General features: G+C 71.4%; 21 protein-coding genes, 1 tRNA gene and 1 pseudogene. 21 read left to right on the forward strand and 2 right to left on the reverse strand.

Translation table 11 applies throughout. The annotated features are described in order from the left end of the window. Positions 1–43: 43 nt before the first annotated feature. Positions 44–115, reverse strand: a tRNA-Arg gene (locus K8Z49_RS38290). Positions 116–230: 115 nt separating this feature from the next. Between K8Z49_RS38290 and K8Z49_RS38295 the strand changes: the two genes are divergently transcribed. From K8Z49_RS38295 to K8Z49_RS38355, 13 genes and pseudogenes are all read left to right on the forward strand, one after another. Then, on the forward strand, positions 231–593 hold the full coding sequence (locus K8Z49_RS38295) for a response regulator transcription factor (RefSeq protein WP_024935199.1): 363 nt from the start codon (positions 231–233) through the stop codon (positions 591–593). 36 nt (positions 594–629) lie between these two features. Then, positions 630–1,307: a DALR anticodon-binding domain-containing protein gene (locus K8Z49_RS38300; RefSeq protein WP_111832066.1), complete on the forward strand. Its 678-nt coding sequence runs from the start codon at positions 630–632 to the stop codon at positions 1,305–1,307. After that, a complete protein-coding gene (gene lysA / locus K8Z49_RS38305; protein WP_024935200.1) occupies positions 1,304–2,695 on the forward strand; it encodes a diaminopimelate decarboxylase in 1,392 nt (463 codons plus the stop codon). The genes K8Z49_RS38300 and lysA overlap by 4 nt, the downstream gene beginning before the upstream one ends. Continuing rightward, positions 2,692–4,005: a homoserine dehydrogenase gene (locus K8Z49_RS38310; protein ID WP_021592919.1), complete on the forward strand. Its 1,314-nt coding sequence runs from the start codon at positions 2,692–2,694 to the stop codon at positions 4,003–4,005. The genes lysA and K8Z49_RS38310 overlap by 4 nt, the downstream gene beginning before the upstream one ends. Positions 4,006–4,043: 38 nt before the next feature. Continuing rightward, on the forward strand, positions 4,044–5,111 hold the full coding sequence (thrC, locus tag K8Z49_RS38315) for a threonine synthase (RefSeq protein WP_021592918.1): 1,068 nt from the start codon (positions 4,044–4,046) through the stop codon (positions 5,109–5,111). Between the two features lie 22 nt (positions 5,112–5,133). After that, positions 5,134–6,036: a homoserine kinase gene (thrB, locus tag K8Z49_RS38320; protein WP_244938716.1), complete on the forward strand. Its 903-nt coding sequence runs from the start codon at positions 5,134–5,136 to the stop codon at positions 6,034–6,036. A 472-nt stretch (positions 6,037–6,508) separates the two neighbouring features. Then, on the forward strand, positions 6,509–8,557 hold the full coding sequence (gene rho, locus K8Z49_RS38325; RefSeq protein WP_412516488.1) for a transcription termination factor Rho: 2,049 nt from the start codon (positions 6,509–6,511) through the stop codon (positions 8,555–8,557). Positions 8,558–8,828: 271 nt separating this feature from the next. After that, positions 8,829–10,211: a sensor histidine kinase gene (locus K8Z49_RS38330; RefSeq protein WP_021598597.1), complete on the forward strand. Its 1,383-nt coding sequence runs from the start codon at positions 8,829–8,831 to the stop codon at positions 10,209–10,211. A gap of 31 nt (positions 10,212–10,242) precedes the next feature. Next, positions 10,243–10,896: a response regulator transcription factor gene (locus tag K8Z49_RS38335; protein ID WP_021598596.1), complete on the forward strand. Its 654-nt coding sequence runs from the start codon at positions 10,243–10,245 to the stop codon at positions 10,894–10,896. Positions 10,897–11,085: 189 nt separating this feature from the next. Then, a complete protein-coding gene (rpmE, locus tag K8Z49_RS38340) occupies positions 11,086–11,304 on the forward strand; it encodes a 50S ribosomal protein L31 (RefSeq protein ID WP_021598595.1) in 219 nt (72 codons plus the stop codon). Positions 11,305–11,459: 155 nt separating this feature from the next. After that, positions 11,460–12,524: a peptide chain release factor 1 gene (prfA, locus tag K8Z49_RS38345; protein ID WP_111832064.1), complete on the forward strand. Its 1,065-nt coding sequence runs from the start codon at positions 11,460–11,462 to the stop codon at positions 12,522–12,524. A 214-nt stretch (positions 12,525–12,738) separates the two neighbouring features. Further along, positions 12,739–13,599 carry a peptide chain release factor N(5)-glutamine methyltransferase gene (prmC, locus tag K8Z49_RS38350; RefSeq protein ID WP_075024644.1) on the forward strand — a complete coding sequence of 287 codons (861 nt, stop codon included), beginning with the start codon at positions 12,739–12,741 and terminating at the stop codon, positions 13,597–13,599. An 82-nt stretch (positions 13,600–13,681) separates the two neighbouring features. Beyond that, a pseudogene (locus K8Z49_RS38355) lies at positions 13,682–14,449 on the forward strand (L-threonylcarbamoyladenylate synthase); the annotation flags it as partial. A gap of 517 nt (positions 14,450–14,966) precedes the next feature. On the opposite strand, the gene K8Z49_RS38360 reads toward K8Z49_RS38355, so the two are convergent. After that, positions 14,967–15,398: a hypothetical protein gene (locus tag K8Z49_RS38360; RefSeq protein WP_021598591.1), complete on the reverse strand. Its 432-nt coding sequence runs from the start codon at positions 15,396–15,398 to the stop codon at positions 14,967–14,969. Positions 15,399–15,636: 238 nt separating this feature from the next. On the opposite strand from K8Z49_RS38360, the gene K8Z49_RS38365 reads away from it, so the two are divergent. The 8 genes from K8Z49_RS38365 (at position 15,637) to K8Z49_RS38400 (ending at position 21,860) form a co-directional block, all read left to right on the forward strand. After that, entirely contained in the window at positions 15,637–16,683 is a 1,047-nt protein-coding gene (locus K8Z49_RS38365) for a DUF2207 domain-containing protein (protein ID WP_412516489.1), read from the forward strand. 495 nt (positions 16,684–17,178) lie between these two features. Next, a complete protein-coding gene (locus K8Z49_RS38370) occupies positions 17,179–18,339 on the forward strand; it encodes an MraY family glycosyltransferase (protein ID WP_021596458.1) in 1,161 nt (386 codons plus the stop codon). A gap of 196 nt (positions 18,340–18,535) precedes the next feature. Continuing rightward, positions 18,536–18,952: a hypothetical protein gene (locus K8Z49_RS38375; protein ID WP_021596457.1), complete on the forward strand. Its 417-nt coding sequence runs from the start codon at positions 18,536–18,538 to the stop codon at positions 18,950–18,952. Between the two features lie 84 nt (positions 18,953–19,036). Continuing rightward, the gene (locus tag K8Z49_RS38380; RefSeq protein WP_021596456.1) at positions 19,037–19,261 is read left to right on the forward strand and encodes an AtpZ/AtpI family protein; all 225 of its coding nucleotides are present in this window, start codon (positions 19,037–19,039) and stop codon (positions 19,259–19,261) included. 61 nt (positions 19,262–19,322) lie between these two features. After that, entirely contained in the window at positions 19,323–20,117 is a 795-nt protein-coding gene (gene atpB / locus K8Z49_RS38385) for a F0F1 ATP synthase subunit A (RefSeq protein WP_021596455.1), read from the forward strand. Between the two features lie 101 nt (positions 20,118–20,218). Next, positions 20,219–20,452, forward strand: coding sequence for an ATP synthase F0 subunit C (atpE, locus tag K8Z49_RS38390; RefSeq protein ID WP_021596454.1), 234 nt, complete (start codon positions 20,219–20,221; stop codon positions 20,450–20,452). Positions 20,453–20,484: 32 nt separating this feature from the next. Further along, complete coding sequence (locus K8Z49_RS38395; RefSeq protein ID WP_021596453.1) at positions 20,485–21,042, forward strand: F0F1 ATP synthase subunit B; 558 nt, start codon at positions 20,485–20,487, stop codon at positions 21,040–21,042. Continuing rightward, on the forward strand, positions 21,039–21,860 hold the full coding sequence (locus K8Z49_RS38400) for a F0F1 ATP synthase subunit delta (RefSeq protein ID WP_021596452.1): 822 nt from the start codon (positions 21,039–21,041) through the stop codon (positions 21,858–21,860). The genes K8Z49_RS38395 and K8Z49_RS38400 overlap by 4 nt, the downstream gene beginning before the upstream one ends. Positions 21,861–21,867 lie beyond the last annotated feature (7 nt).

The raw sequence follows: 21,867 nt of genomic DNA on the forward strand, positions 1-21,867 counted from the left end.
GTTTCCGCTGGTCAAGGGCGGGAACCGGCTGATCGTTTGTAGGTGCCCCCTGCAGGATTCGAACCTGCGCACACGGCTCCGGAGGCCGTTGCTCTATCCCCTGAGCTAAGGGGGCGCGACGCGGTATGAGGCTACCAGGGTTGGCGGGGTGACGCGCACGGGGAGGTTCGCCGTGCGTCAGGGGGGTGGAGTGGGCTAACTTCGAGGCCGTGACCGAGCCACTGGGACGCGTGCTGGTCGTCGATGATGACGAGGTGATCCGCCAGCTCATCGCCGTGAACCTGCAACTGGAGGGGTTCGAGGTGTCGACCGCGGTGGACGGTCAGGACTGCCTGGAGAAGGTGGGCGAGGTCCGGCCGGACGTGATCACGCTGGACGTGATGATGCCGCGGCTGGACGGGTGGGTGACGGCGGTCCGGCTCAGGGAGGATCCCGGGACGGCGCACATCAGGGTCGTGATGATCACGGCGCGGGCGCAGGAGCATGATGTGCGGCGGGGGGACGAGATCGGCGTGGACGCCTACGTGACCAAGCCGTTCGACCCCAACCAGCTGATCCAGACGGTGCGGAAGCTCGCGGCGGTGTCCAGATAGTGGTCGGCTAGTCTCGCCAGGGTGACTCCAGCCGGTGTGGGTGAGGCCCTCGTGCGCGCGGTGCGGGACGCCGTGGCGGAGGGTGAGCTCGATGTCGATGTGCCTGGTGGGGTCGTTGTCTTCAGCCGGGGCGGCGGGGTCTTCGAGAGTCCCGTGGCGCTGCGGCTGGGCGTTGATCCGCGGGTGATCGCGCGGCGGGTCGGGGGTGTCGTCAGCGGGCCCGGGTTCGTGCGGGTCGAGGTGGCGCCGGGGGATCTGGTGGACGGGATCCGGTGTGATCGCGGTTACGGGATGGCCGAGGTGCCGCGGGGGACGTGGGAAGAGTGGCCCCGGACGTTCGACAATCCCGGGTTCTCGGTGCGTTACGCCTATGCGCGGGCCTGCTGGGTGGGGCGGTGGGCAGCGAGCCTGGGGCTGGAGGCCGGGCGGCTGGAGGCCGGGCCGGTCGAGGCGGAGGTCGTGGGGGCGCTGGGGGACGTGCCGGGGCGGGTGGAGCAGGCGGAGCGGGAACGGGATGCCCGGCCGCTGATGTTCTGTTTGGAGAAAGTGGCGCTCGCGTATCACGAGGCGCATGAGCGTTGTTCCGCGTTGCCCGTGGGTGACGAGGAGCCCGGGGCCGTGCACGCGGGGCGGGTCGCCCTGGCGGAGGCCGTCGAGATCGTTCTCGGCAACGGGCTGAACATGATCGGTGAGACCCCTAGAGAGCGGATATGAGTCGAGTACATCCTGCCGGGCCGCGGCACGCCGACGTCCTTCCCGAGGACCATCCGGCCGCGCCGGCGGACGATCTGAACGCGCTGGAGCCGACCGTGTGGCCGCGGAGCGCCAAGCGGGACGACGGCGTGCTCACCGTCGGCGGGGTCGATGTGCGGGAGCTGGCGAAGGAGTACGGGACGCCCCTCTACGTCTATGACGAGGAGGACGTGCGGAGTCGCGCCAGGGAGTATGCGGCCGCGTTCCATGACGGGGACGTCCACTACGCGGGGAAGGCGTTTCTCTGTACGGCCGTCGCGAGGTGGCTGAAGGAAGAGGGTCTCGGGCTGGACGTGTGCAGTGGCGGTGAGCTCGCGGTGGCTTTGGCGGCGGGCTTCCCTACCGAGCGCATCACGCTGCATGGGAGTAACAAGGCGTCCTGGGAGCTTGAGAGGGCTCTTGAGGTGGGTGTCGGACGGATCGTGCTCGATTCGTTCGAGGAGATAGCGCGGGTCGGTTATCTGGCCCAGGAGATGGGTGCGACGCCCAAGGTGATGGTGCGCGTCACTACGGGGGTCGAGGCGCACACCCATGAGTTCATCGCGACGGCCCATGACGACCAGAAGTTCGGGTTCTCCAGGAGTTCCGGGGCCGCGCTGGAGGCCGTCCGGCGGGTGCTGGACCTGAAGCAGCTTCGGCTGGTGGGGCTGCACAGCCACATCGGGTCGCAGATCTTCGACGTGGACGGGTTCGAGGTGGCCGCGCACCGGCTGGCCGAGTTGCTGGTCGCGATCCGGGACGAGCACGGCATCGAGCTTCCCGAGCTGGACCTCGGCGGCGGCTACGGCATCGCCTACGTGCCGGGGGAGGAGCCGCACGACCCGAAGTCGATCGCGGACGGGCTGCGGGACATCGTGGCGCGCGAGTGCAAGGCGTACGACCTGGCCATGCCGCGGCTGACGGTGGAGCCGGGGAGGGCGATCATCGGTCCGGGCGGCGTCACGGTGTACGAGGTCGGGACGGTGAAGGACGTCGAGGGCCTGCGCACGTATGTGTCCGTGGACGGCGGCATGAGCGACAACCTGCGCACCGCCCTGTACGGCGCGGAGTACACCGGGGTGCTGGCGAGCCGGTCGTCCGACGCATCGCCCATGCTCAGTAGGCTTGTCGGCAAGCACTGCGAGAGCGGCGACATCGTGGTGCGAGACCTGTGGTTCCCCGAAGATCTTGCGGCCGGAGACCTGGTGGCCGTCGCGGCGACCGGGGCGTACTGCCGGTCGATGGCCAGCAACTACAACCATGTCCCGAAGCCGGCCGTGGTGGCGGTGAGGGACGGCAGGTCGCGCGTGATCGTCCGCCGGGAGAGCGCGGAGGACCTGCTGCGGCTCGATGCGGAGGTCGAAGCGTGAAACCCGGACTGCGCGTGGCGCTGCTCGGATGCGGCGTGGTCGGCACGGAGGTCGTCCGGCTGCTGAACGAGCAGGCCGACGATCTGGCCGCGCGCGTCGGGGCGCCGCTGGAGCTGGCCGGGATCGCGGTGCGCCGGCCGGACAGGGTGCGCGCCGGCGTCGACCGGGAGCTGCTGACGACGGACGCGCAGACGCTGGTGACCAGGGACGACGTCGACATCGTCATCGAGGTGATCGGCGGGATCGAGCCGGCCAGGACGCTGATGCTCGAAGCGATGAAGTCCGGCAAGTCGGTCATCACCGCGAACAAGGCGCTGCTGGCCGAGGACGGCGCGACGCTGTTCGCCGCCGCCCGGGAGTACGGCGCCGACCTGTACTACGAGGCGTCGGTCGCTGGAGCGATCCCGCTGCTGAGGCCGCTCAGGGAGTCCCTGGTCGGCGACCATGTGCACCGGGTGCTCGGCATCGTGAACGGCACCACGAACTACATCCTCGACCAGATGGACACGCACGGCGCCGGGTTCAACGACGCGCTGGAGGAGGCGCAGGCGCTCGGCTACGCGGAGGCCGACCCGACCGCCGACGTGGAGGGTTTCGACGCCGCGGCCAAGGCGGCGATCCTCGCGCAGCTCGCCTTCCACACACCGGTGACGGCCGCGGACGTCCACCGCGAGGGCATCACGGAAGTGAGCGCCGCCGATGTCGCGGGCGCCCAGGGAATGGACTGCGTCGTCAAGCTCCTGGCCATCTGCGAGCGCATCCCCTCAGAGGACGGACGGAACGGACGCGGCGTGTCCGCGCGCGTCTATCCGGCGATGATCCCGAGGTCGCACCCGCTGGCGAGCGTCCGTGAGGCGTACAACGCGGTGTTCGTGGAGGCGGAGTCCGCGGGCTCCCTGATGTTCTACGGCGCCGGTGCCGGTGGTGCGCCGACGGCGTCCGCGATCCTCGGCGACCTCGTCGCGGTGGCCCGCAACGTGGCCGGCGGTACTCCCGGCCCCGTGGAAGTGACGTACGCGAAGCTTCCGGTGCTTCCCATGGGGGAGACGGTCACGCGCTACTACATCCAGGTGGACGTGACCGACGAGGCCGGTGTCCTCGCCACGGTCGCCGAGGAGTTCGCCAGGCACGGCGTCTCGATACAGGCCGTCCGGCAGGACGGGCTGGGCGAGGAGGCGCAGCTCGTGGTCGTGACCCACCGCGCGCCCGACGCGGCCCTCTCGGCGACGGTGGAGGGGCTCCGCGGCCTCGACAGCGTGCGCGAGGTGGCGAGCGTGATGCGCGTCGAGGGCGAAGAGCCGTCCCGATAGACTCCGGGCAACATCGCAGGTCATACAGGGAGACCGACGTGAACGCGAACGTCCGCGCGTGGCGCGGCCTTATCGAGGAGTACCGCGACCGGCTTCCGGTGACGGACGCGACACCGGTCGTCACGCTCCTGGAGGGCGGTACCCCGCTGGTGCCCGCCCGCCGGCTGTCCCAGCTGACCGGCTGCGAGGTGTTCCTCAAGGTCGAGGGCGCCAACCCGACCGGTTCGTTCAAGGACCGCGGCATGACGATGGCGATCAGCAAGGCCGCCGAGGAGGGCGCGAAGGCGGTCATCTGCGCCTCGACCGGCAACACCTCCGCGTCCGCCGCCGCGTACGCGGTGCGGGCCGGGATGACCTGCGCGGTCCTCGTCCCCAACGGCAAGATCGCGATGGGGAAGCTGGCGCAGGCGCTCGTGCACGGCGCCCGGCTGCTCCAGGTGGACGGGAACTTCGACGACTGCCTCGAACTGGCCCGCAAGCTGTCGGTCGACTACCCGGTCGCGCTGGTCAACTCGGTCAACAAGTACCGGCTGCTCGGGCAGAAGACGGCCGCCTTCGAGATCGTGGACGCGCTGGGCGACGCCCCCGACGTCCACTGCCTCCCCGTCGGGAACGCGGGGAACATCTCCGCGTACTGGATGGGATACAAGGAGTACGCCGCCGACGAGGTCGCGACGCGCACCCCCCGCATGCTGGGCTTCCAGGCGAGCGGGGCGGCGCCGTTCGTGAAGGGCGCGCCCGTCCTGAATCCGCAGACCATCGCCACGGCGATCCGGATCGGCAACCCCGCGTCCTGGGACCTGGCGGTCGCCGCCCGGGACGAGTCCGGTGGCGCCATCGACTCCGTCACCGACCGGCAGATCCTCGCCGCCTACCGGCTCCTGGCCAGGGAAGAGGGCGTCTTCGTGGAGCCCGCCTCCGCGGCGAGCGTCGCCGGCCTCCTGCAGGCGAGCGAGCGGGGTGTGGTCGCGTCCGGAGCCAAGGTGGTCTGCACGGTGACGGGCAACGGCCTCAAGGACCCCGACTGGGCCATCTCCGGTGCGCCCGCGCCCACCACCATCAAGGTGGACGCGCACTCGGCCGCGTCCGAGCTCGGTCTCACCTGAGGTGGGCTGGACGGAAGGCCCGGTGCTGGTGCGGACCCCCGCGACCAGCGCCAACCTGGGCCCCGGATTCGACTCGCTCGGCCTCGCGCTCGCGCTGTACGACGACGTCGAGGTGCAGGTCACCGGCGGCGGCCTGACCATCGAGGTGGACGGCGAGGGCGCCGAGGTCGCCGACCGCGGCGAGCGCCACCTCATCGTCAAGGTGCTGCGCCGCACGTTCGGCGTCCTCGACGACCTGGCCGGAACCGGTCCCGCGCGCCCGGGCGGGCTGCGGCTGCGCTGCCGCAACCGCATCCCGCACAGCCGCGGTCTCGGCTCGTCGTCCGCCGCGATCGTCGCGGGGATCGTCGCGGCGCGCGCGCTGCACCCCGCCGGGAAGCTCCTCGGCGACGACGCGGCGCTGCGTCTCGCGACCGAGATCGAGGGGCATCCCGACAACGTGGCGCCGTGCCTCGCCGGCGGCCTGACCGTCGCCTGGACGACGCCGTGCGGCCCGAAGTCGGTCCGCCTGGAATCGAAGGTCACGCAGGTCGTGGCGTTCGTCCCCGAGCAGCGGCTGGCGACCGAGCGGGCCCGCGGGCTGCTGCCCGAGACCGTCCCGCACGGGGACGCCGCCGCCAACGCGGGACGTGCCGCGCTGCTCGTCGCCGCGCTCACCGGCGGCCTGGACACCGGCGTCCTGCTGGACGCGACCGAGGACCGGCTGCACCAGGACTACCGCGCCCCGGCCATGCCCGAGTCCGCGGCGCTGGTCACGAGGCTGCGGGACGCCGGGGTGCCCGCGGTGATCTCCGGGGCCGGGCCTACTGTCCTGGCCTTCACAACAGCATCACAAGTTGATTCGATGGAGCGCGAAGTGGGTAAAGGGTGGCACGAACACCCGTTGGACGTCGCGACCCGCGGCGCCCGCGTCATGGCCGGCTGATCTGCGGTACGGTCCTGGCGGCGGCGCCGGGGGCGGGGGCATTCGCGCCGCTCCGGCCGGTGCAGGGTCCGGCACGATCCCGCTAGGTAAAATGCGAACACATCGACCTCTGGGGAATAGCAGTGTGCCCTGGTGATGTTAGGCTGAATGCCGCACCAGATGCCCCGTTCGGGGCAGCGTGCTCGTCAGCCGCGCGTCGCCTGTTCGACCCTCCGGTCGTGTCGGTCCCGCGTACTAGGCTCCCCGACACCGTGACATTCCGTTGTCAGGCATTCCAGCGAAACTTCGGACGTGGCGGTACCGGGGACACGCACGAGCGGAACGTCCCGTCCACCATCTGGCTGTGCCCAGAACACGCAGATCCCGGTTCCATCGTGATCAGCGGAGCCCGTCCCGGCGCCCCCGCCGGGCCGCACCACCGGGTCGACTGGCCGAACGCCGGCCAACGCCCGCTCCCTGGGAAGGACCCTTAGTGAGCGAATCCAGCGAACTCCTTACGGACGCAACCAGCACGGAACCCGCCGACGCCGCCGCGTCCGGCGCGGAGCCGGCCGCCCCCCGGCGCCGCCGCTCGGGAACCGGCCTGTCGGCCATGGTGCTGCCCGAGCTCAAGGCGCTCGCGTCCAGCCTCGGCATCACCGGCACGACCGGGATGCGCAAGAGCCAGCTCATCGCCGCCATCCAGGAGAAGCAGGGCGGCCAGGAGCAGGGCTCGGCGGGGGGCGAGCAGGGAGCCGCTGCCCCGGCGAAGGCCGAGCGTCCGCGGCGGAGCCGCACCACCGCCGCCAAGCGCGAGGTGTCCGACGACCAGGTCGCCATCGCCGAGGCGCCGGCGGCCGAGCAGGGCCCGTCCGAGGGGCAGGGCGGCGTCGCCGAGAAGGTCGCCGAGAAGGCCGACAAGTCCCCGGAGAAGGCGGAGAAGGCCGACCGGGGCGAGCGGCAGGGCGGCCGGCAGCGGGGCGACAAGCAGGACCGGGGGGCTTCCGAGGGACGCGGCGACCGGCAGGGCCGCGACCAGGGACGCGAGCAGAACGCCGAGGACGGCGAATCCCAGGGCGGGCGCGACGGCGGCCGGGACGGCAACCGCGACGGGCGCGAGGGCCGCGAGGGCGGCGGACGCCAGCGGCAGCGCGGCGGCCGGGAGCGCGGCGAGGGCCGGGGCGACCGGGGCGACCGCGGCGACCGCGGCGACCGGGGCGACCGCGGCGACCGGGGCGACCGCGGGGACCAGGGCGGCGGCGGCCGGCAGCGCGGCCAGAACCAGGGCGGCGGCGGCCAGCACGACGATGACGACGGCGGCGGCCGGGGCCGGCGCGGGCGCCGGTTCCGGGAGCGCAACCGGGGCCGCGGCCGCGACCGCTACGAGGAGCCGGTGATCACCGAGGACGACGTCCTCATCCCGGTCGCGGGCATCCTCGACATCCTCGACAACTACGCGTTCGTCCGCACGACCGGCTACCTGCCCGGCCCGAACGACGTGTACGTGTCGCTCGCGCAGGTCCGCAAGAACGGGCTGCGCAAGGGCGACGTCATCACCGGCGCCGTCCGGCAGGCGCGCGAGGGCGAGCGGCGCGAGAAGTTCAACGCGCTGGTCCGCCTCGACACCGTCAACGGGATGGAGCCCGACCAGGCCAAGGGCCGCGTCGACTTCACGAAGCTGACGCCGCTGTACCCGCAGGAGCGGCTGCGCCTGGAGTCCGACCCCGGCATCCTGACGACCCGGATCATCGACCTGGTGTCGCCGATCGGCAAGGGGCAGCGCGGCCTGATCGTGTCGCCGCCGAAGGCCGGCAAGACCATGGTGCTCCAGGCGATCGCCAACGCGATCACCAAGAACAACCCGGAGTGCCACCTGATGGTCGTCCTCGTGGACGAGCGTCCGGAAGAGGTCACCGACATGCAGCGGACGGTGAAGGGCGAGGTCATCCACTCGACCTTCGACCGTCCCGCCGAGGACCACACCACGGTCGCCGAGCTGGCGATCGAGCGCGCCAAGCGGCTCGTCGAGCTGGGCCACGACGTCGTCGTGCTGCTCGACTCGATCACCCGCCTGGGCCGGGCCTACAACCTGGCGGCGCCCGCGTCCGGCCGGATCCTGTCCGGCGGTGTCGACTCCACGGCGCTGTACCCGCCGAAGCGGTTCTTCGGCGCCGCCCGCAACATCGAGAACGGCGGCTCGCTGACGATCCTCGCCACCGCGCTGGTGGAGACCGGGTCCCGCATGGACGAGGTCATCTTCGAGGAGTTCAAGGGCACCGGCAACATGGAGCTCAAGCTCAACCGGAGCCTCGCCGACAAGCGGATCTTCCCGGCGGTGGACGTGGACGCGTCCAGCACCCGCAAGGAGGAGATCCTCATGGCTCCGGAGGAACTGCGGGTGGTCTGGCAGCTGCGCCGGGTGCTGCACGCGCTCGACACGCAGCAGGCGCTGGAACTCCTCATCGAGAAGATGAAGGAGACCAAGTCCAACGCCGAGTTCCTGCTCCAGGTCCAGAAGACCACGGTCTCCGACGACCGCTAGGAACACACGCACGCCCCCGCCCGACCACCGGGCGGGGGCGTCGCCGTCTTGGGGGACATGCCTCGATCAGGCCCCGGCCACCGCGCGAGCGCGTGACCTGACCGGTGAGGCGAAGCCGAAGGCGAGGGCCGCGGGCCGGGACTCCATGAACAAGACTCCATAAAAGAGGTGGGGATAACCCCACCCTCGATCCGGCGGCGGACGTCATGGTCGCCCCCTCTGCCGCCCGGCACGCTTGGACCGTACGTTGGAACGGGTACGGAGGGACGACGTGGGCGAGCTGAGCAGAGAGTCCGGCGGCAGGGGCGAGGCCGCCATCGGGTGGGCGGCCACGCGGTGGGCCGCGGCGACCGGGGCCGGCGGGGACGCGTCCGTCATGAACCGGTCCTGGCATCCGGTCGCGATGGCGAAGTCGTCCCTGACCTGGCGCTCGGCGCTGTACCTGGGGGTGAGTGCGGCGTTCGGGCTCGGCTGGTTCATCGCCCTCGTCGTCGGGCTGTCCCTGTCGGTCGGCCTGCTGATCATCTGGGTCGGGTTCCCGATGCTCGCGCTGATGATGGTCGCGTGGCGGTTCGGCGCGATGCTGGAGCGGCAGCTCGTCCGGGCCGCGTTCGGCGTCCGGATCCCGAACCCGTACCGCAAGCCCCCGGAGGGCCGCAATCCGCTGGTCCGGCTGAAGGGCATGGCGGCGGACCCGGGCACCTGGAAGGACCTGCTGTACCTCCTCGTGCTGTTCCCGGTCACGCTGGTCGAGTTCGTCGTGTCGGTGACGGTCTGGGCGGCCACCGGTTCGCTGCTGTTCCTGCCCGTGCTCGTGGCCGTGGACGGGGGCGCCGAGATCAACGTGGGCGTCTCGTACTGGGCGGGCAACCCGGTGGAGGCGCTGCCGCTCTCGCTCATCGGGCTGGTGTTCCTCGTCGCCGCCATGTACGTCACGCGCGTCATGGCGATCGGGCACGCCGCATGGGCCGCGCTGATGCTCGGCCCGAGCCCCTCGCAGGCGGAGAACGCCGAGCTGCGGAAGCGGACCGAGCACCTCCAGGCCAGCCGCGCCCGCGGGGTGGACGCGGCCGAGTTCGAGCGGCGCCGCATCGAGCGCGACCTGCACGACGGGGCGCAGCAGCGGCTGCTGGCCGTGGCGATGGACATCGGGCGCGCCCGCGCCAAGCTCGACGACGACCCCGAGGGTGCGCGCACGCTGATCGAGCAGGCCCACTCGGGCACCAAGGAGGCGATCTCCGAGCTGCGCGACCTGGCCCGCGGCATCTACCCGGCGATCCTCACCGACCGCGGGCTGGACCCGGCGCTGTCCGGTCTCGCCGGGCGCGCGCCGGTCCCGGTCGAGGTGACCGTCGACCTGCCGGAGCGTCCTCCGGCGGCGGTCGAGAGCATCGCCTACTTCATCGTCGCCGAGTCGCTGGCGAACATCGCGAAGTACGCCCGTGCGACCCGCGCGACCGTCCGCGTCGTCCGCGAGGACCGCTGGGTGGTCGTCGAGGTGATCGACAACGGGATGGGCGGCGCGCAGGCGCGGCCGAACGGCGGGCTGGCCGGGCTGGCCGACCGGGCGGCGACGATCGACGGCATACTCATCGTGGACAGCCCGGCCGGCGGCCCCACGATCATTCGCGCGGATCTGCCCTGTACCTGGTGATCGAGGCCCCCGCGGCCCCGATAATGGGCGGATGCGGGTTGTGATCGCCGAGGATTCGGTGCTGTTGCGGGAAGGGCTCGTCCGGCTGCTCGACGACGCGGGGATCGAGACGGTGGCGACGGTGGGGGACGGGCCCGGCCTGCTCGGCATCGTCGACGAGCACGCCCCCGACCTCGCGATCGTCGACGTCCGGATGCCGCCGTCGTTCACCGACGAGGGGCTGCGCGCGGCCCTCGCGGTGCGGGCGCGGCGTCCGGGCACGCCGATCCTCGTGCTGTCCCAGTACGTGGAGGAGCGGTACGCGACGGACCTGATCGGCGGTGGCGCCGAGGGCGTCGGCTACCTGCTGAAGGAGCGGGTGTCGGACGTCGCCGAGTTCATCGACGCGGTCCGCCGCATCGCCGCCGGCGGGACGGTCATCGACCCGGAGGTGATCGGCCAGCTGCTCGGCCGGCGCCGCACCGGCGACCCGCTGGAGGCGCTGACCCCGCGGGAGCGCGAGGTGCTCGGGCTGATGGCGCAGGGGCGGTCGAACGGGGCGATCGCCGAGGACCTCGTCGTCACCGAGGGCGCCGTGGAGAAGCACATCTCCAACATCTTCATGAAGCTGGACCTGCAGCCGGCGCAGGGCGGGCATCGCCGGGTCATGGCCGTGCTGGCCTACCTGGGCCGCAACACCGGCTGACCGCCGCCCCCGCCCGCCGCCGGCACCGGACGGGCAAGATCGGGAATGCCCGGTGACCTCGCCACGTTCGGGTATCTGGCACACTTGGTGTGCAACCGCTGCGGTACCGGTTCACGTCTCCCACAACTCCCATGGGCTTCCCCATGCGAGCCTGGAGGCGCCCGGCGACCGCCTGAGGCGAGGAGAACCATGAAGCCCGACATTCACCCGAACTACGTCGTCACGACCGTGACGTGCACGTGCGGCAACACCTTCGAGACCCGCAGCACCGCCGAGAACGGCGTGATCCACGCGGACGTCTGCTCGAACTGCCACCCGTTCTACACGGGCAAGCAGAAGATCCTCGACACCGGTGGCCGGGTGGCGCGCTTCGAGCAGCGCTTCGGCAAGAAGAAGGCCGGCAAGTAGGGCGACCGCCGCACACACATACCAGGGACGGCCCGGGGACGCTTCCAGGTCCCCGGGCCTTCCGGAGCCGGTATCCGGGGACGATCTCCGCCTCCGGGCCGGAACCGGTGCGGCGCGGGGGGCCGTCCCCCACCTAGAAACGGCCAGGACACAGCGTGAATCTCGACGATCTGATCAGCGAATACGCGGGCATCGAGGAACGGCTCGCCGACCCGTCCGTCCATGCCGACCAGGGCCTGGCGCGCAAGCTCGGCAAGCGCTACGCGGAGCTGCGGCCGATCGTCGAGACGCACCGCGAGCTGTCCGCGACCGAGGACGACCTCGCCGCGGCCCGCGAGCTGTCCGGGGAGGACGCCGCGTTCGCCGCGGAGGCCGAGGAGCTGGAGACCCGCCGCGCCGAGCTCGAGGAGCGGCTGCGGCACCTGCTCGTCCCGCGCGACCCCAACGACGCCAAGGACGTCATCCTCGAGGTGAAGGCCGGCGAGGGCGGCGAGGAGTCGGCGCTGTTCGCCGGCGACCTGCTGCGGATGTACCTGCGCTACGCCGAGCGGGCCGGCTGGAAGACCGAGATCCTCGACTCGCACCCGTCCGACCTCGGCGGGTACAAGGACGTCACCGTCGCCGTGAAGGCCAAGGGCTCCGCGGAGGAGGGCGTCTGGACGCGGCTGAAGTACGAGGGCGGCGTGCACCGCGTGCAGCGGGTGCCCGCGACCGAGTCGCAGGGACGCATCCACACCAGCGCGGTCGGCGTGCTGGTGACGCCCGAGGCCGAGGACGTCGACGTCCAGATCGACCCGAACGACCTGCGCATCGACGTGTACCGCTCGTCCGGGCCGGGCGGGCAGAGCGTCAACACCACCGACTCCGCGGTCCGCATCACGCACCTGCCGACCGGCGTCGTCGTCTCCTGCCAGAACGAGAAGAGCCAGCTGCAGAACAAGGAGCAGGCGCTGCGCATCCTGCGGTCCCGGCTGCTGGCGATGGCGCAGGAGGAGGCGGACGCCGCCGCGGCCGCCGAGCGCAAGAGCCAGGTCCGGACGGTCGACCGGTCCGAGCGGGTGCGCACCTACAACTATCCGGAGAACCGGATCTCCGACCACCGGGTCGGCTACAAGGCCTACAACCTCGACCAGGTCCTGGACGGCGACCTCCACAACGTCACGCAGGCGCTCGTCGACGCCGAAATGGAACGCCGCCTGGCCGAAGCCCAGAAACCATGAGCGCAGCGATTCGGGGGGTCGTCCCCCCTCGAAGGGCACAGCCCATGAGCGCAGCGAATCGGGGGGTGTGGGGGGTCGTCCCCCCTCGGAAGGAACAGCCCGTGAGCGCGGCGGTTCGGGGGGTGTGGGGGGTCGTCCCCCCTCGGAAGGAACAGCCCGTGAGCGCGGCGGTTCGGGGGGTGTGGGGGGTCGTCCCCCCTCGGAAGGCAGAGTCATGAACCTGCTGCTGGACGAGATCGCCAGGGCCACGGCGCGGCTCGCGGACGCGGGTGCCGCCTCGCCCCGCGCCGACGCCGAGGAGCTGGCGGCGGCGGTGCACCGGGTGCGGCGCTCGGAGCTGCACGGCGTCCCCGACAGCGCGTTCGACGCCCGGTTCTGGGAGTTCGTCGCGCGCCGCGAGGCTGGGGAGCCGCTCCAGCACATCACCGGGCGCGCGTTCTTCCGCTACCTGGAGCTCAAGGTCGGGCCGGGGGTGTTCGTCCCGCGGCCGGAGACCGAGGTGATGGTCGGCTGGGCGCTGGAAACGCTGCGCGACATGGACGTCCGCGACCCCCTGGTGGTCGACCTCGGCACCGGCTCGGCCGCGATCGCGCTGTCGATCGCGCTGGAGGCGCCGCGCGCCCGCGTCCACGCTGTGGAGAAGGACCCGACCGCGTTCGTGCACGCGACCCGCAACATCGAGGAGCTGGACGAGCGCGGCCGCGTCCGGCTGCACCTGGACGACTTCGCCGCCGCCCTGCCCGAGCTGGACGGCACCGTCGACCTGGTCGTCAGCAACCCCCCGTACATCCCGATGAGCGAGTGGGAGTACGTCCCGCCCGACGTCCGCGACCACGACCCGGCCGACGCGCTGTGGGGCGGCGGCGACGACGGGCTGGACGCGATCCGGGTGGTCGAGCGGACGGCCCGCCGGCTGCTGCGTCCCGGCGGCTACGCGGCCGTGGAGCACAGCGACCTGCAGGGCAACGGCGTCTACTGGATCTTCGCGGAGGAGCACGGCTGGCGGGACGTCCGCAACCGCCGCGACCTCGCCAACCGGGACCGGTTCGTCACCGCCCGCCTCGCCGCGGACTGACACCCGGGGGAGACGGCGTGAGCGCGCCGTGCGGCGTGGGAAAATGGCGGGCGTGAGCCGACGTTATGACTGCACCGAGCCGATGGAGCGCACGCGCGGGATCGCGGAGGCGGTGTCGGCGGTGCGGCGCGGTGAGCTGGTCGTCCTGCCGACCGACACGGTGTACGGGGTCGGTGCGGACGCGTTCGTGCCGCCCGCCGTGACGGCGCTGCTGGACGCCAAGGGCCGCGGGCGGGAGATGCCGCCGCCGGTGCTGGTCGGGTCCGTGCGGGCCGCGGCGGCGCTGGTGGAGGATCTCGGCACCTACGGGCAGGACCTCATCGATGAGTTCTGGCCCGGCGCGCTGACGCTGGTGTGCCGGGCGAACACGAACCTGATGTGGGACCTCGGCGAGACCAAGGGCACGGTGGCCGTCCGGATGCCGATGCACGAGCTCGCGGTCGAGCTGCTCAAGGAGACCGGCCCGCTCGCGGTGAGCAGCGCGAACCTCAGCGGGCAGCCCGCCGCCAGGACGGCGGACGAGGCGGAGAAGATGCTCGGCGACTCCGTCTCGGTCTACCTGGACGGTGGCACGTCCGGGCACGCCGACCCCTCGACGATCATCGATCTGACCGGGCCGGTGCCGCGGCTGCTGCGGGTCGGCGCGATCCCCGCGGACAAGATCCGTTCCGTGGTCGGCGTCCTGCTCACCGACGAGGACGAACAGGACGAGAAGACCGAGCCGGACGAGCCCGCCGAACAGGACGTCCGGGACGAAGCCGGAGAGCCCGTAGATGTCTCGTCCGCCCCGCGGGAAGGCGGGCCTTCCCTGAGCAAGAGGGAGCCCGCGCAGGCGCCCGATGGTGCGGCTGAGGCCCCTGCAACGGGCGCTGAGCGGACCGGAGAAGCGGACGAAACGTCCTCCGCCACGGGCCCGTCGCTCTCCAAGCCCCCCGCGCAGTCGCTCTCCAATCCCCCCGAGCAGACGCCCGTGGAGCAGACGCCCGCCGAGCAGGCCGCTCCCGCGCAGAGCACCCCTGAGCAGGCCGCCGCCGAGCAGACCGCCTCCAAGCAGACCGCCCCCGAGCCGAGCACCTCCGGGCAGACGCCCGCCGAGCAGAGCGCTCCCGAGCAGACCGCCGCCGAGCAGAGCACCCGCGAGCAGGCCGCCGCTGAGCAGGCCGACCCCGAGCAGGCCGACCCCGAGCAGGCCGCCGCCGAGCAGAGCACCCCCGCGCAGAGCACCCCCGCGCAGAGCACCCCCGCGCAGAGCACCCCTGAGCAGAGAACCCCCGAGCAGGCCGCCACAGAGGAGCCCGACCCGGAAAAGCAGTAAGGCCCCGCCGGGCCGGGCGGGGCCTGTTCGCGTCAGGCCGTCGGGGGCGCGATCAGAAGATCTTGCGGCCCTTGCCGTAGTAGTACTTGCCGGTCTTCTTGTTGCGGCCGCACTCCTGCACCCACATGTGGCTGCCGTAGCTCGACTTCACGCTGATCTTGACGGTGGCCTTGCCGTCGAAGTTGTACTTGGTGCCGCCCGAGGTCACGCCGACGATCTTGAAGCGTGAGTAGTACTTCTTGCTGCCCTCGGTGAACAGGAACCGCACGCAGGCGGTCCAGCCGTTCTTCTTGGTGTCGCGCAGGTAGCCCGTCACGGCGGTGCTGCCACCGCTGCGGGAGTACTTGCCCCAGGTGTAGATGCCGCCGTAGGAGTCGTACGGCTTCCAGTTGCCGGTGGCGGCGGCTTCGGCGGGGGCGCTCACGGCGGCCATGCCGGCCATCAGGGTGCCGGCGGTCAGGGCGACTGCAGCGATTCGCCGCATAGGTCCCTCCAGGCTCAGATTCGGGGGGTTAGCGAGCGATAACTTAGCAGTCTCCGGACGTTCACGATCAATTGGTTATTCCGGCTGACCAGGGACGGACTAAAACGATGGTTCTGTGAACCGGGGTGCCGCTGGGCGCGTCTAATGGTCCGGAAGGCGTTCGCGCGGGGGCCGCAGGTGTGGCGCGGCGGGGACATCGGCCTTGTTAGGCCGACACGATCGCGGCAACGGTGACAGCATGCCTGACGTGCGTGGCCGTGTCCGGGGGTCCGCGATCGCCGCGGGCGTGCTGCTGCTGACCGCCGTGCTCGGGCTGCCCGCCCGTGCCGCCGGTCCCGCCGAGCCCGCCCCCGGCGCCCCAGGAGCTGACTTCCCCGGAGCTGACGTCCCCGGAGCGGGGCGGCCGGGCGAGCTCATCTACCGCGGCGAGAGCATCCCGGCCTACGACGTCGTGCTCACCATCGGCGCCGACGGCGTGCTGTACGTCCGCGAGACGATCACCTACGACTTCGACCGGACCGGCGAGCACGGCATCGTCCGGCACGTGCCGTTCCGCATCGGCGACCGGCTCTACGAGGTGCGGAACGTCAGCAGCAGTTCCTCCACCGGCGCCCCGGCCCGGGTGCGGACGACGCGGTTCCTGCACGACGTGCAGATCAGCGTCGGCGACCGGCACCGGGAGGTCCGCGGCCGCCAGGCCTACGTGATCGAGTACGAGGTGGGGCGGGCGTTCACCCGGCGCGCCGGCCGCGTCGAGCTGGTCTGGGACGCGATCGGGCGGAGCTGGGACGTGCCCATCGGGAACGCGGCGGTCCGGGTGGTGGCGCCGGTGCCGCTGCGGTACGCGAGCTGCCGGGCGGGGAGGCACGGCGCGACGACGCGGTGCCTGCGCGACCGCGACGGCCCGTACGCCGTCGACTTCATCCAGAACCACCTCGCCCCGCACGAGGGCATGAAGATCCGGGTCCGGCTGCCCGAGCACGCGATCGCCGTCCAGCCGCCGCGGTACGTGCCGCCGCGCTGGACGGGCCACTGGCCCGGCACCGCGGTGCTGGCCCTCGCGCTCGCCGCCGTGCCGCTGGTCGCCCGCCGCCCTGTGCCGCGCGCGCGGGCCGGGACCGCCATGGCCGCCGCGGGGCTGCTGCTCGTCGTCGCGGACGCCGGGGACGACATCGCGGCCCGCGGCCCGTGGGCGTTCTCGCTGGGCGACCGCTGCGTCGCCGGGATCGCGCTCGTGATCGTCGGAACGGCGGTGGCCTACCGAAACCGAGGCCGGGCAGTCTGAACCGAGGCTGGACCGTCTGAACCACGGCGGGCTACCTGAACCCACGGCCGGGCTCTCTGAACCCACGGCCAGGCTGTCTGAACCCACGGCCGGGTTGCTTGAACCGAGGCCGGGCTGTCTGAGCCAGGGCCGGGCTGTCTGAGCCAGGGCCGGGTTGTCTGAGCCAGGGCCGGGTTGTCTGAGCCAGGGCCGGGTTGTCTGAGCCAGGGCCGGGTTGTCTGAGCCAGGGCCGGGCTGTCTGAGCCAGGGCCGGGCTGTCTGAGCCAGGGCCGGGTTGTCTGAACCAGGGCCGGGTTGTCTGAACCGGGGGCGGGCGGGCGGAATTCGGGGCGCGCGGCCGCCGGGAGGTTTAGAGTTGGTCGGTCGCGAAGGTGAACAGATCGTCCCGGCGGACCGTCTACCAAGGTGAGGGCGCGGTGCGGCCCGCCCCGGCGAGGGAGGCCCCCGCGCGGCGCGGGCACGGGGCCGATGATCGGCGAAGGGAGGCGCAGGGGAGTGCGGGAGTACCTGCTCACGATCCTGGTCGCCGCCCTCGTCGCCTACCTGCTCACCCCGTCGGTACGCCGGTTCGCCATCTGGTTCGGCGCGCAGGCCGTCCCGCGCGACCGCGACGTGCACGTCATCCCGACGCCCCGGCTGGGCGGGCTCGCCATGTTCGGCGGGATGGTGGCGGCGCTGACGGTCGCGACCGGGCTGCCGGAGATGCGCAAGGTCCTCGACGACGGCGGGATCAGCGTCGCGAGGGCGCTGCTGCTGTCGGGCGGGCTGATCGTGCTGATCGGCATCGCCGACGACCGCTGGGAGGTGGACGCGCTCACCAAGTTCGCCGGGCAGGTCGCGGCGGCCGGGATCTTCATCATGCAGGGGATCCAGATCTACGTGATCCCGCTGCCGACGGGCGAGTCGCTGTCGCTGCCGCCGGCCTACGGGGTGCCGCTCACCGTCCTCGTCGTGGTCGCCACGATCAACGCGGTGAACTTCATCGACGGGCTGGACGGGCTGGCCGCGGGCGTCGTCGGGATCGCCGCGCTGGCGCTGTTCTCCTACGCCTACCTGCTGTCGCGGACGATCGGGCTGACCACGCTGACCGGCGCGACGCTCATCGCCGCGATCCTGTTCGGGATGTGCCTGGGCTTCCTGCCGCACAACTTCAGCCCCGCCAAGATCTTCATGGGCGACACCGGCTCGATGCTGATCGGCCTGCTGCTCAGCGCGTCCACGATCATGCTGACCGGCCAGTTCGACCCGGCCATCCTCGCCAACGGGCTGTTCCCGTTCTTCGTCCCGATCCTGCTGATCCCGGCGGTGGCCGCGGTCCCGTTCATCGACATGCTGCTCGCGGTGTGGCGGCGCACCAACCAGGGCCGGTCGCCGTTCTCCCCGGACAAGCAGCACCTGCACCACCGGCTGCTGGAGCTCGGCCACTCCACCCGCCGCGCCGTGCTGATCATGTACTTCTGGGTCGGGCTGCTGGCCTCCGGGCTGGTCGGGCTCGCCCTGTTCGACGCCGCGTGGATCACCCTCGGCGTCACGCTGGCGGTGGCGATCGCCGGCGTCCTGCTGATGCTGCGCATCCCCGGCCGCCGCAGGTCGGCCCGGACGGCCGGCCCCGGCTCCGGCGAGCAGCCCGCCGAACGCCCGCCGGCGCGCGTCTGACCCGATCACGGCCCCGCCGTCCGATAGCGCCCGCGCACTGCCTGACCTGGGTTAAAGTCCGTGGTGCGAGCGTGCCCCAGCGAGTCCGGCAGACCCGACAGGGCATTACCTCTAGGGTAATTGTGGACAATCCGGACGCTTGTGATACCTTTCACGAACAAGGAACGAACACTTACCGTGACCAGCCGGAGCCCTCATGCAAACCTCCGACGCCCGGATGTTCCGCGGCGCCGCGATCCCGACCTCGGTGGCCGGGGTGGGCGCCGTTTTGATCGGCCTGCCGGCCGCCGGCGCCAAGGGCGCCCTGGCGGCGGCGCTGGCCTCCGTCGTGGTGATCGCCTTCTTCTCGGTGAGCGCGCTGGTGGTCTCCTGGGCCGCCAAGTACTCCGCGCAGACGATGATGCTGGCCGCGCTCGCGAGCTACATGGTGAAGATCCTCGCGGTGATGGTGCTGGTCACCTCCATGGACCGGGTCACGATCTGGAACACCAAGGTCTTCGGCTGGACGGTCATCGGCCTCGCGCTGGTGTGGATCGCGGCGGAGTTCCGCGTGGTCATGCAGCGCAGGCCCTACATTGACGAGCCCGAGAACGTGCTGGACCGGAGTCCGTGATGACGGCTCCGCGGACGGTACGGATCCCCAGGGACTACTCCAATATGACCACCGCATGGGTGGCCTGCTATCGTCCGGAGCGCGATGAGCGAGCAGAAACGTCGGCCGGAGGACGGCCAGCGGGAATTCGCCGACGTCGCCTGGTCCGTGCCCAGCTACCTTCTCTCCGGGATGATCATCTGGGGCGGCATCGGGTGGCTGCTGTCCGAATGGACGCACCAGACCTGGCTGATCCCGATCGGCCTGGTCATCGGTGCCGGGCTCGCCGTGTACCTGGTCTACGTGAAGTACGGGCGCCACTCCTCCTGAGCGGCCCCGCCGCCGAGGAAGCCTTCGTGAAACGTCACCACATTGATGAAGGGAACGCCGCGTGAACGCGCAGACGGTCCTCGCCTCCGGGGGAGAAGAGTTCAAAGCCCCCGGCCCGGAGCTGTTCGACTTCCCGCCCCTGTTCGCCGGCGGCCCCGAGTGGCTCACCAAGCCCGTCCTCTTCGCCGTCGTGGGTGCCCTGCTCGTCTGCGGCCTGTTCTGGATGGCGTTCGCCAACCCGAAGCTCGTGCCGCGCGGCATGCAGAACATCGGCGAGATCGGCTACATGTTCGTCCGGGACGAGATCGCCCGCCCCTTCCTCGGCAAGAACACCGACCGGTGGATGCCGATGCTGATGTCGCTGTTCTTCCTGATCTGGTTCTGGAACATCTTCGCGGTCATCCCGGTCATCCAGTTCCCGATCGCGTCGCACATCGCGTTCCCGGTGGTCCTGGCGCTGTTCGTCTACGTCGTCAAGGTGTACCTGGGCCTGCGCAAGCAGGGCCCGGTGAAGTACTTCACGAACATGATCCCCAAGGGCCTGCCGCTGCCGGTCTACTTCCTGCTCGTGCCCATCGAGTACCTCTCGACCTTCATCCTCGCGCCCTTCACCCACGCGGTCCGGCTCTTCGCCAACATGTTCGCGGGCCACACGATCCTGGCGTTCTTCAGCCTCGTCGGGTTCTGGTTCCTGTTCGAGAAGCCGACCCTCGCCGGCTTCGGCGTGGGCATCGTGGGCGTGCTCGTCACCATCGTCCTGACCGCGCTCGAACTGCTGATCCAATTCCTGCAGGCGTTCCTGTTCGCGATGCTCGCGGCCATGTACATCCAGAGCGGCCTCGAAGCGGACCACTAAGCCCCGAGGGTTCGCGGCGCTCCGGCACCGCCCCCGCACCGACCATCTCGTAAGCCCAGACCGGCGGAGCCTCCGCCGGCCGACAGAAAAGGAATGAACCCATGACGGGAGTCCTCGCCGCCGTCGAAGGTAACGTCACCTCGATCGGGTACGGCCTCGCGGCCATCGGCCCGGGCATCGGCATCGGCATCATCTTCGGTCAGGGCGTGAACGCCATCGCCCGCCAGCCCGAGCTGACCGGCGTGATCCGCACCAACATGCTGCTGGGCTTCGTCCTCACCGAGGCGCTCGCCCTGATCGGCCTGGTCGCGCCCTTCATCTTCCAGGGCATCTGACCACGGGTCCCATCTGAGGAAGGGCTGCAGACATGATCAGAGCAGCTTCCGTCCTAGCGGCGGAGGAGAACAACCCTCTCGTCCCGCACCCGTTCGAGCTCGTCGTCGGCATCTTCTCGTTCGTCGTCGTCATGGTCGTCCTCGGCCGGATCCTCGTCCCGCGGCTCCAGAAGACCCTGGAGGAGCGGACGAACGCGATCGAGGGCGGCCTGGAGCGGGCCGAGCAGGCACAGAAAGAGGCCCAGCAGGTCCTCGAGCAGTACAAGGCCCAGCAGAAGTCGGCCGCGGTCGAGGCGTCCAACGAGCGCCGCAAGGCCGAGGAGCAGGGCGCGCAGATCATCGCGCAGGCCAAGGAGCAGGCTCAGGCCGAGGCGCGCCGGATCGTCGAGAGCGCCAAGGCGCAGATCGAGGCGGAGCGGCAGCAGGCGCTGCAGTCGCTGCGCGCCGAGATCGGTGCCATGTCGGTCGAGCTGGCCGGACGCGTCGTGGGCGAGTCCCTTGAGGACAGCGCGCGGCAGAGCCGGGTCGTCGACCGGTTCCTCGAGGAACTGGAAGAGCGCGCCCGCACCCAGGAGCAGGTCACGCCATGACCATTACGGGAGCGGTGAGCAGGGCGTCGCTGGCCGAGGCCAAGGAGCGGCTGGAGGCCGTCATTCCCTCCGCCGACCTGGCCCGGCTCGGCGGCGACCTGTTCGCGGTGCTGCACCTGGTCGACCGCGAGCACGGCCTGCGGCGGGCGGTCTCCGACCCGGCGCGCGACGGCGCCGACAAGGCGCAGCTCGTCCAGATCCTGCTGGAGGGCAAGGTGTCGCCGGCCGCTCTCGGGCTGGTCGCCGACGTCGTCCGGCTGCGCTGGTCGAAGCCGTCGGAGCTGTCGGACGCGGTGGAGGCCCTCGCGGTCACCGCCGAGTCCGCCCGCGCCGAGGCCGACGGCCGGATCGACGACCTGGAGGACGAGCTGTTCCGGTTCTCCCGGGTCATCGAGGGGGAGCCCGAGCTGCGCGGCGCCCTCGCCGGCCCGGGCCTGCCCGGCGAGCGCAAGCTCGGCCTGGTGAACGCGCTGCTGGACGGCAAGGTCACCCCCGCGACGCTGACGCTGGTCACCGAACTGGTGCTGCGTCCCCGAGGACGTAGCCTGGAGAGCGGGCTCGCCGAGTACGGGCGGCTCGTCGCCCAGCGCAGGCAGCGGCTGGTCGCGCTCGTCCGGACGCCCGCCGCGCTGTCGGACGGGCAGCGGACGCGGCTCGCCGCGGTGCTCGCCGCGGCCTACGGCCACGAGGTACACCTGAACATCGAGATCGACCCCACGGTGATCGGCGGACTGTCGATCGAGCTCGGGGACGAGATCATCGACGGCACGATCGCCGGACGGCTGGACGACGTCCGGCGGCGGCTCGGCGCCGGCTGAACCGCCG

The organism is Actinomadura madurae, from assembly GCF_047130825.1.
GTDB classification, from domain to species: Bacteria; Actinomycetota; Actinomycetes; order Streptosporangiales; family Streptosporangiaceae; genus Spirillospora; species Spirillospora madurae.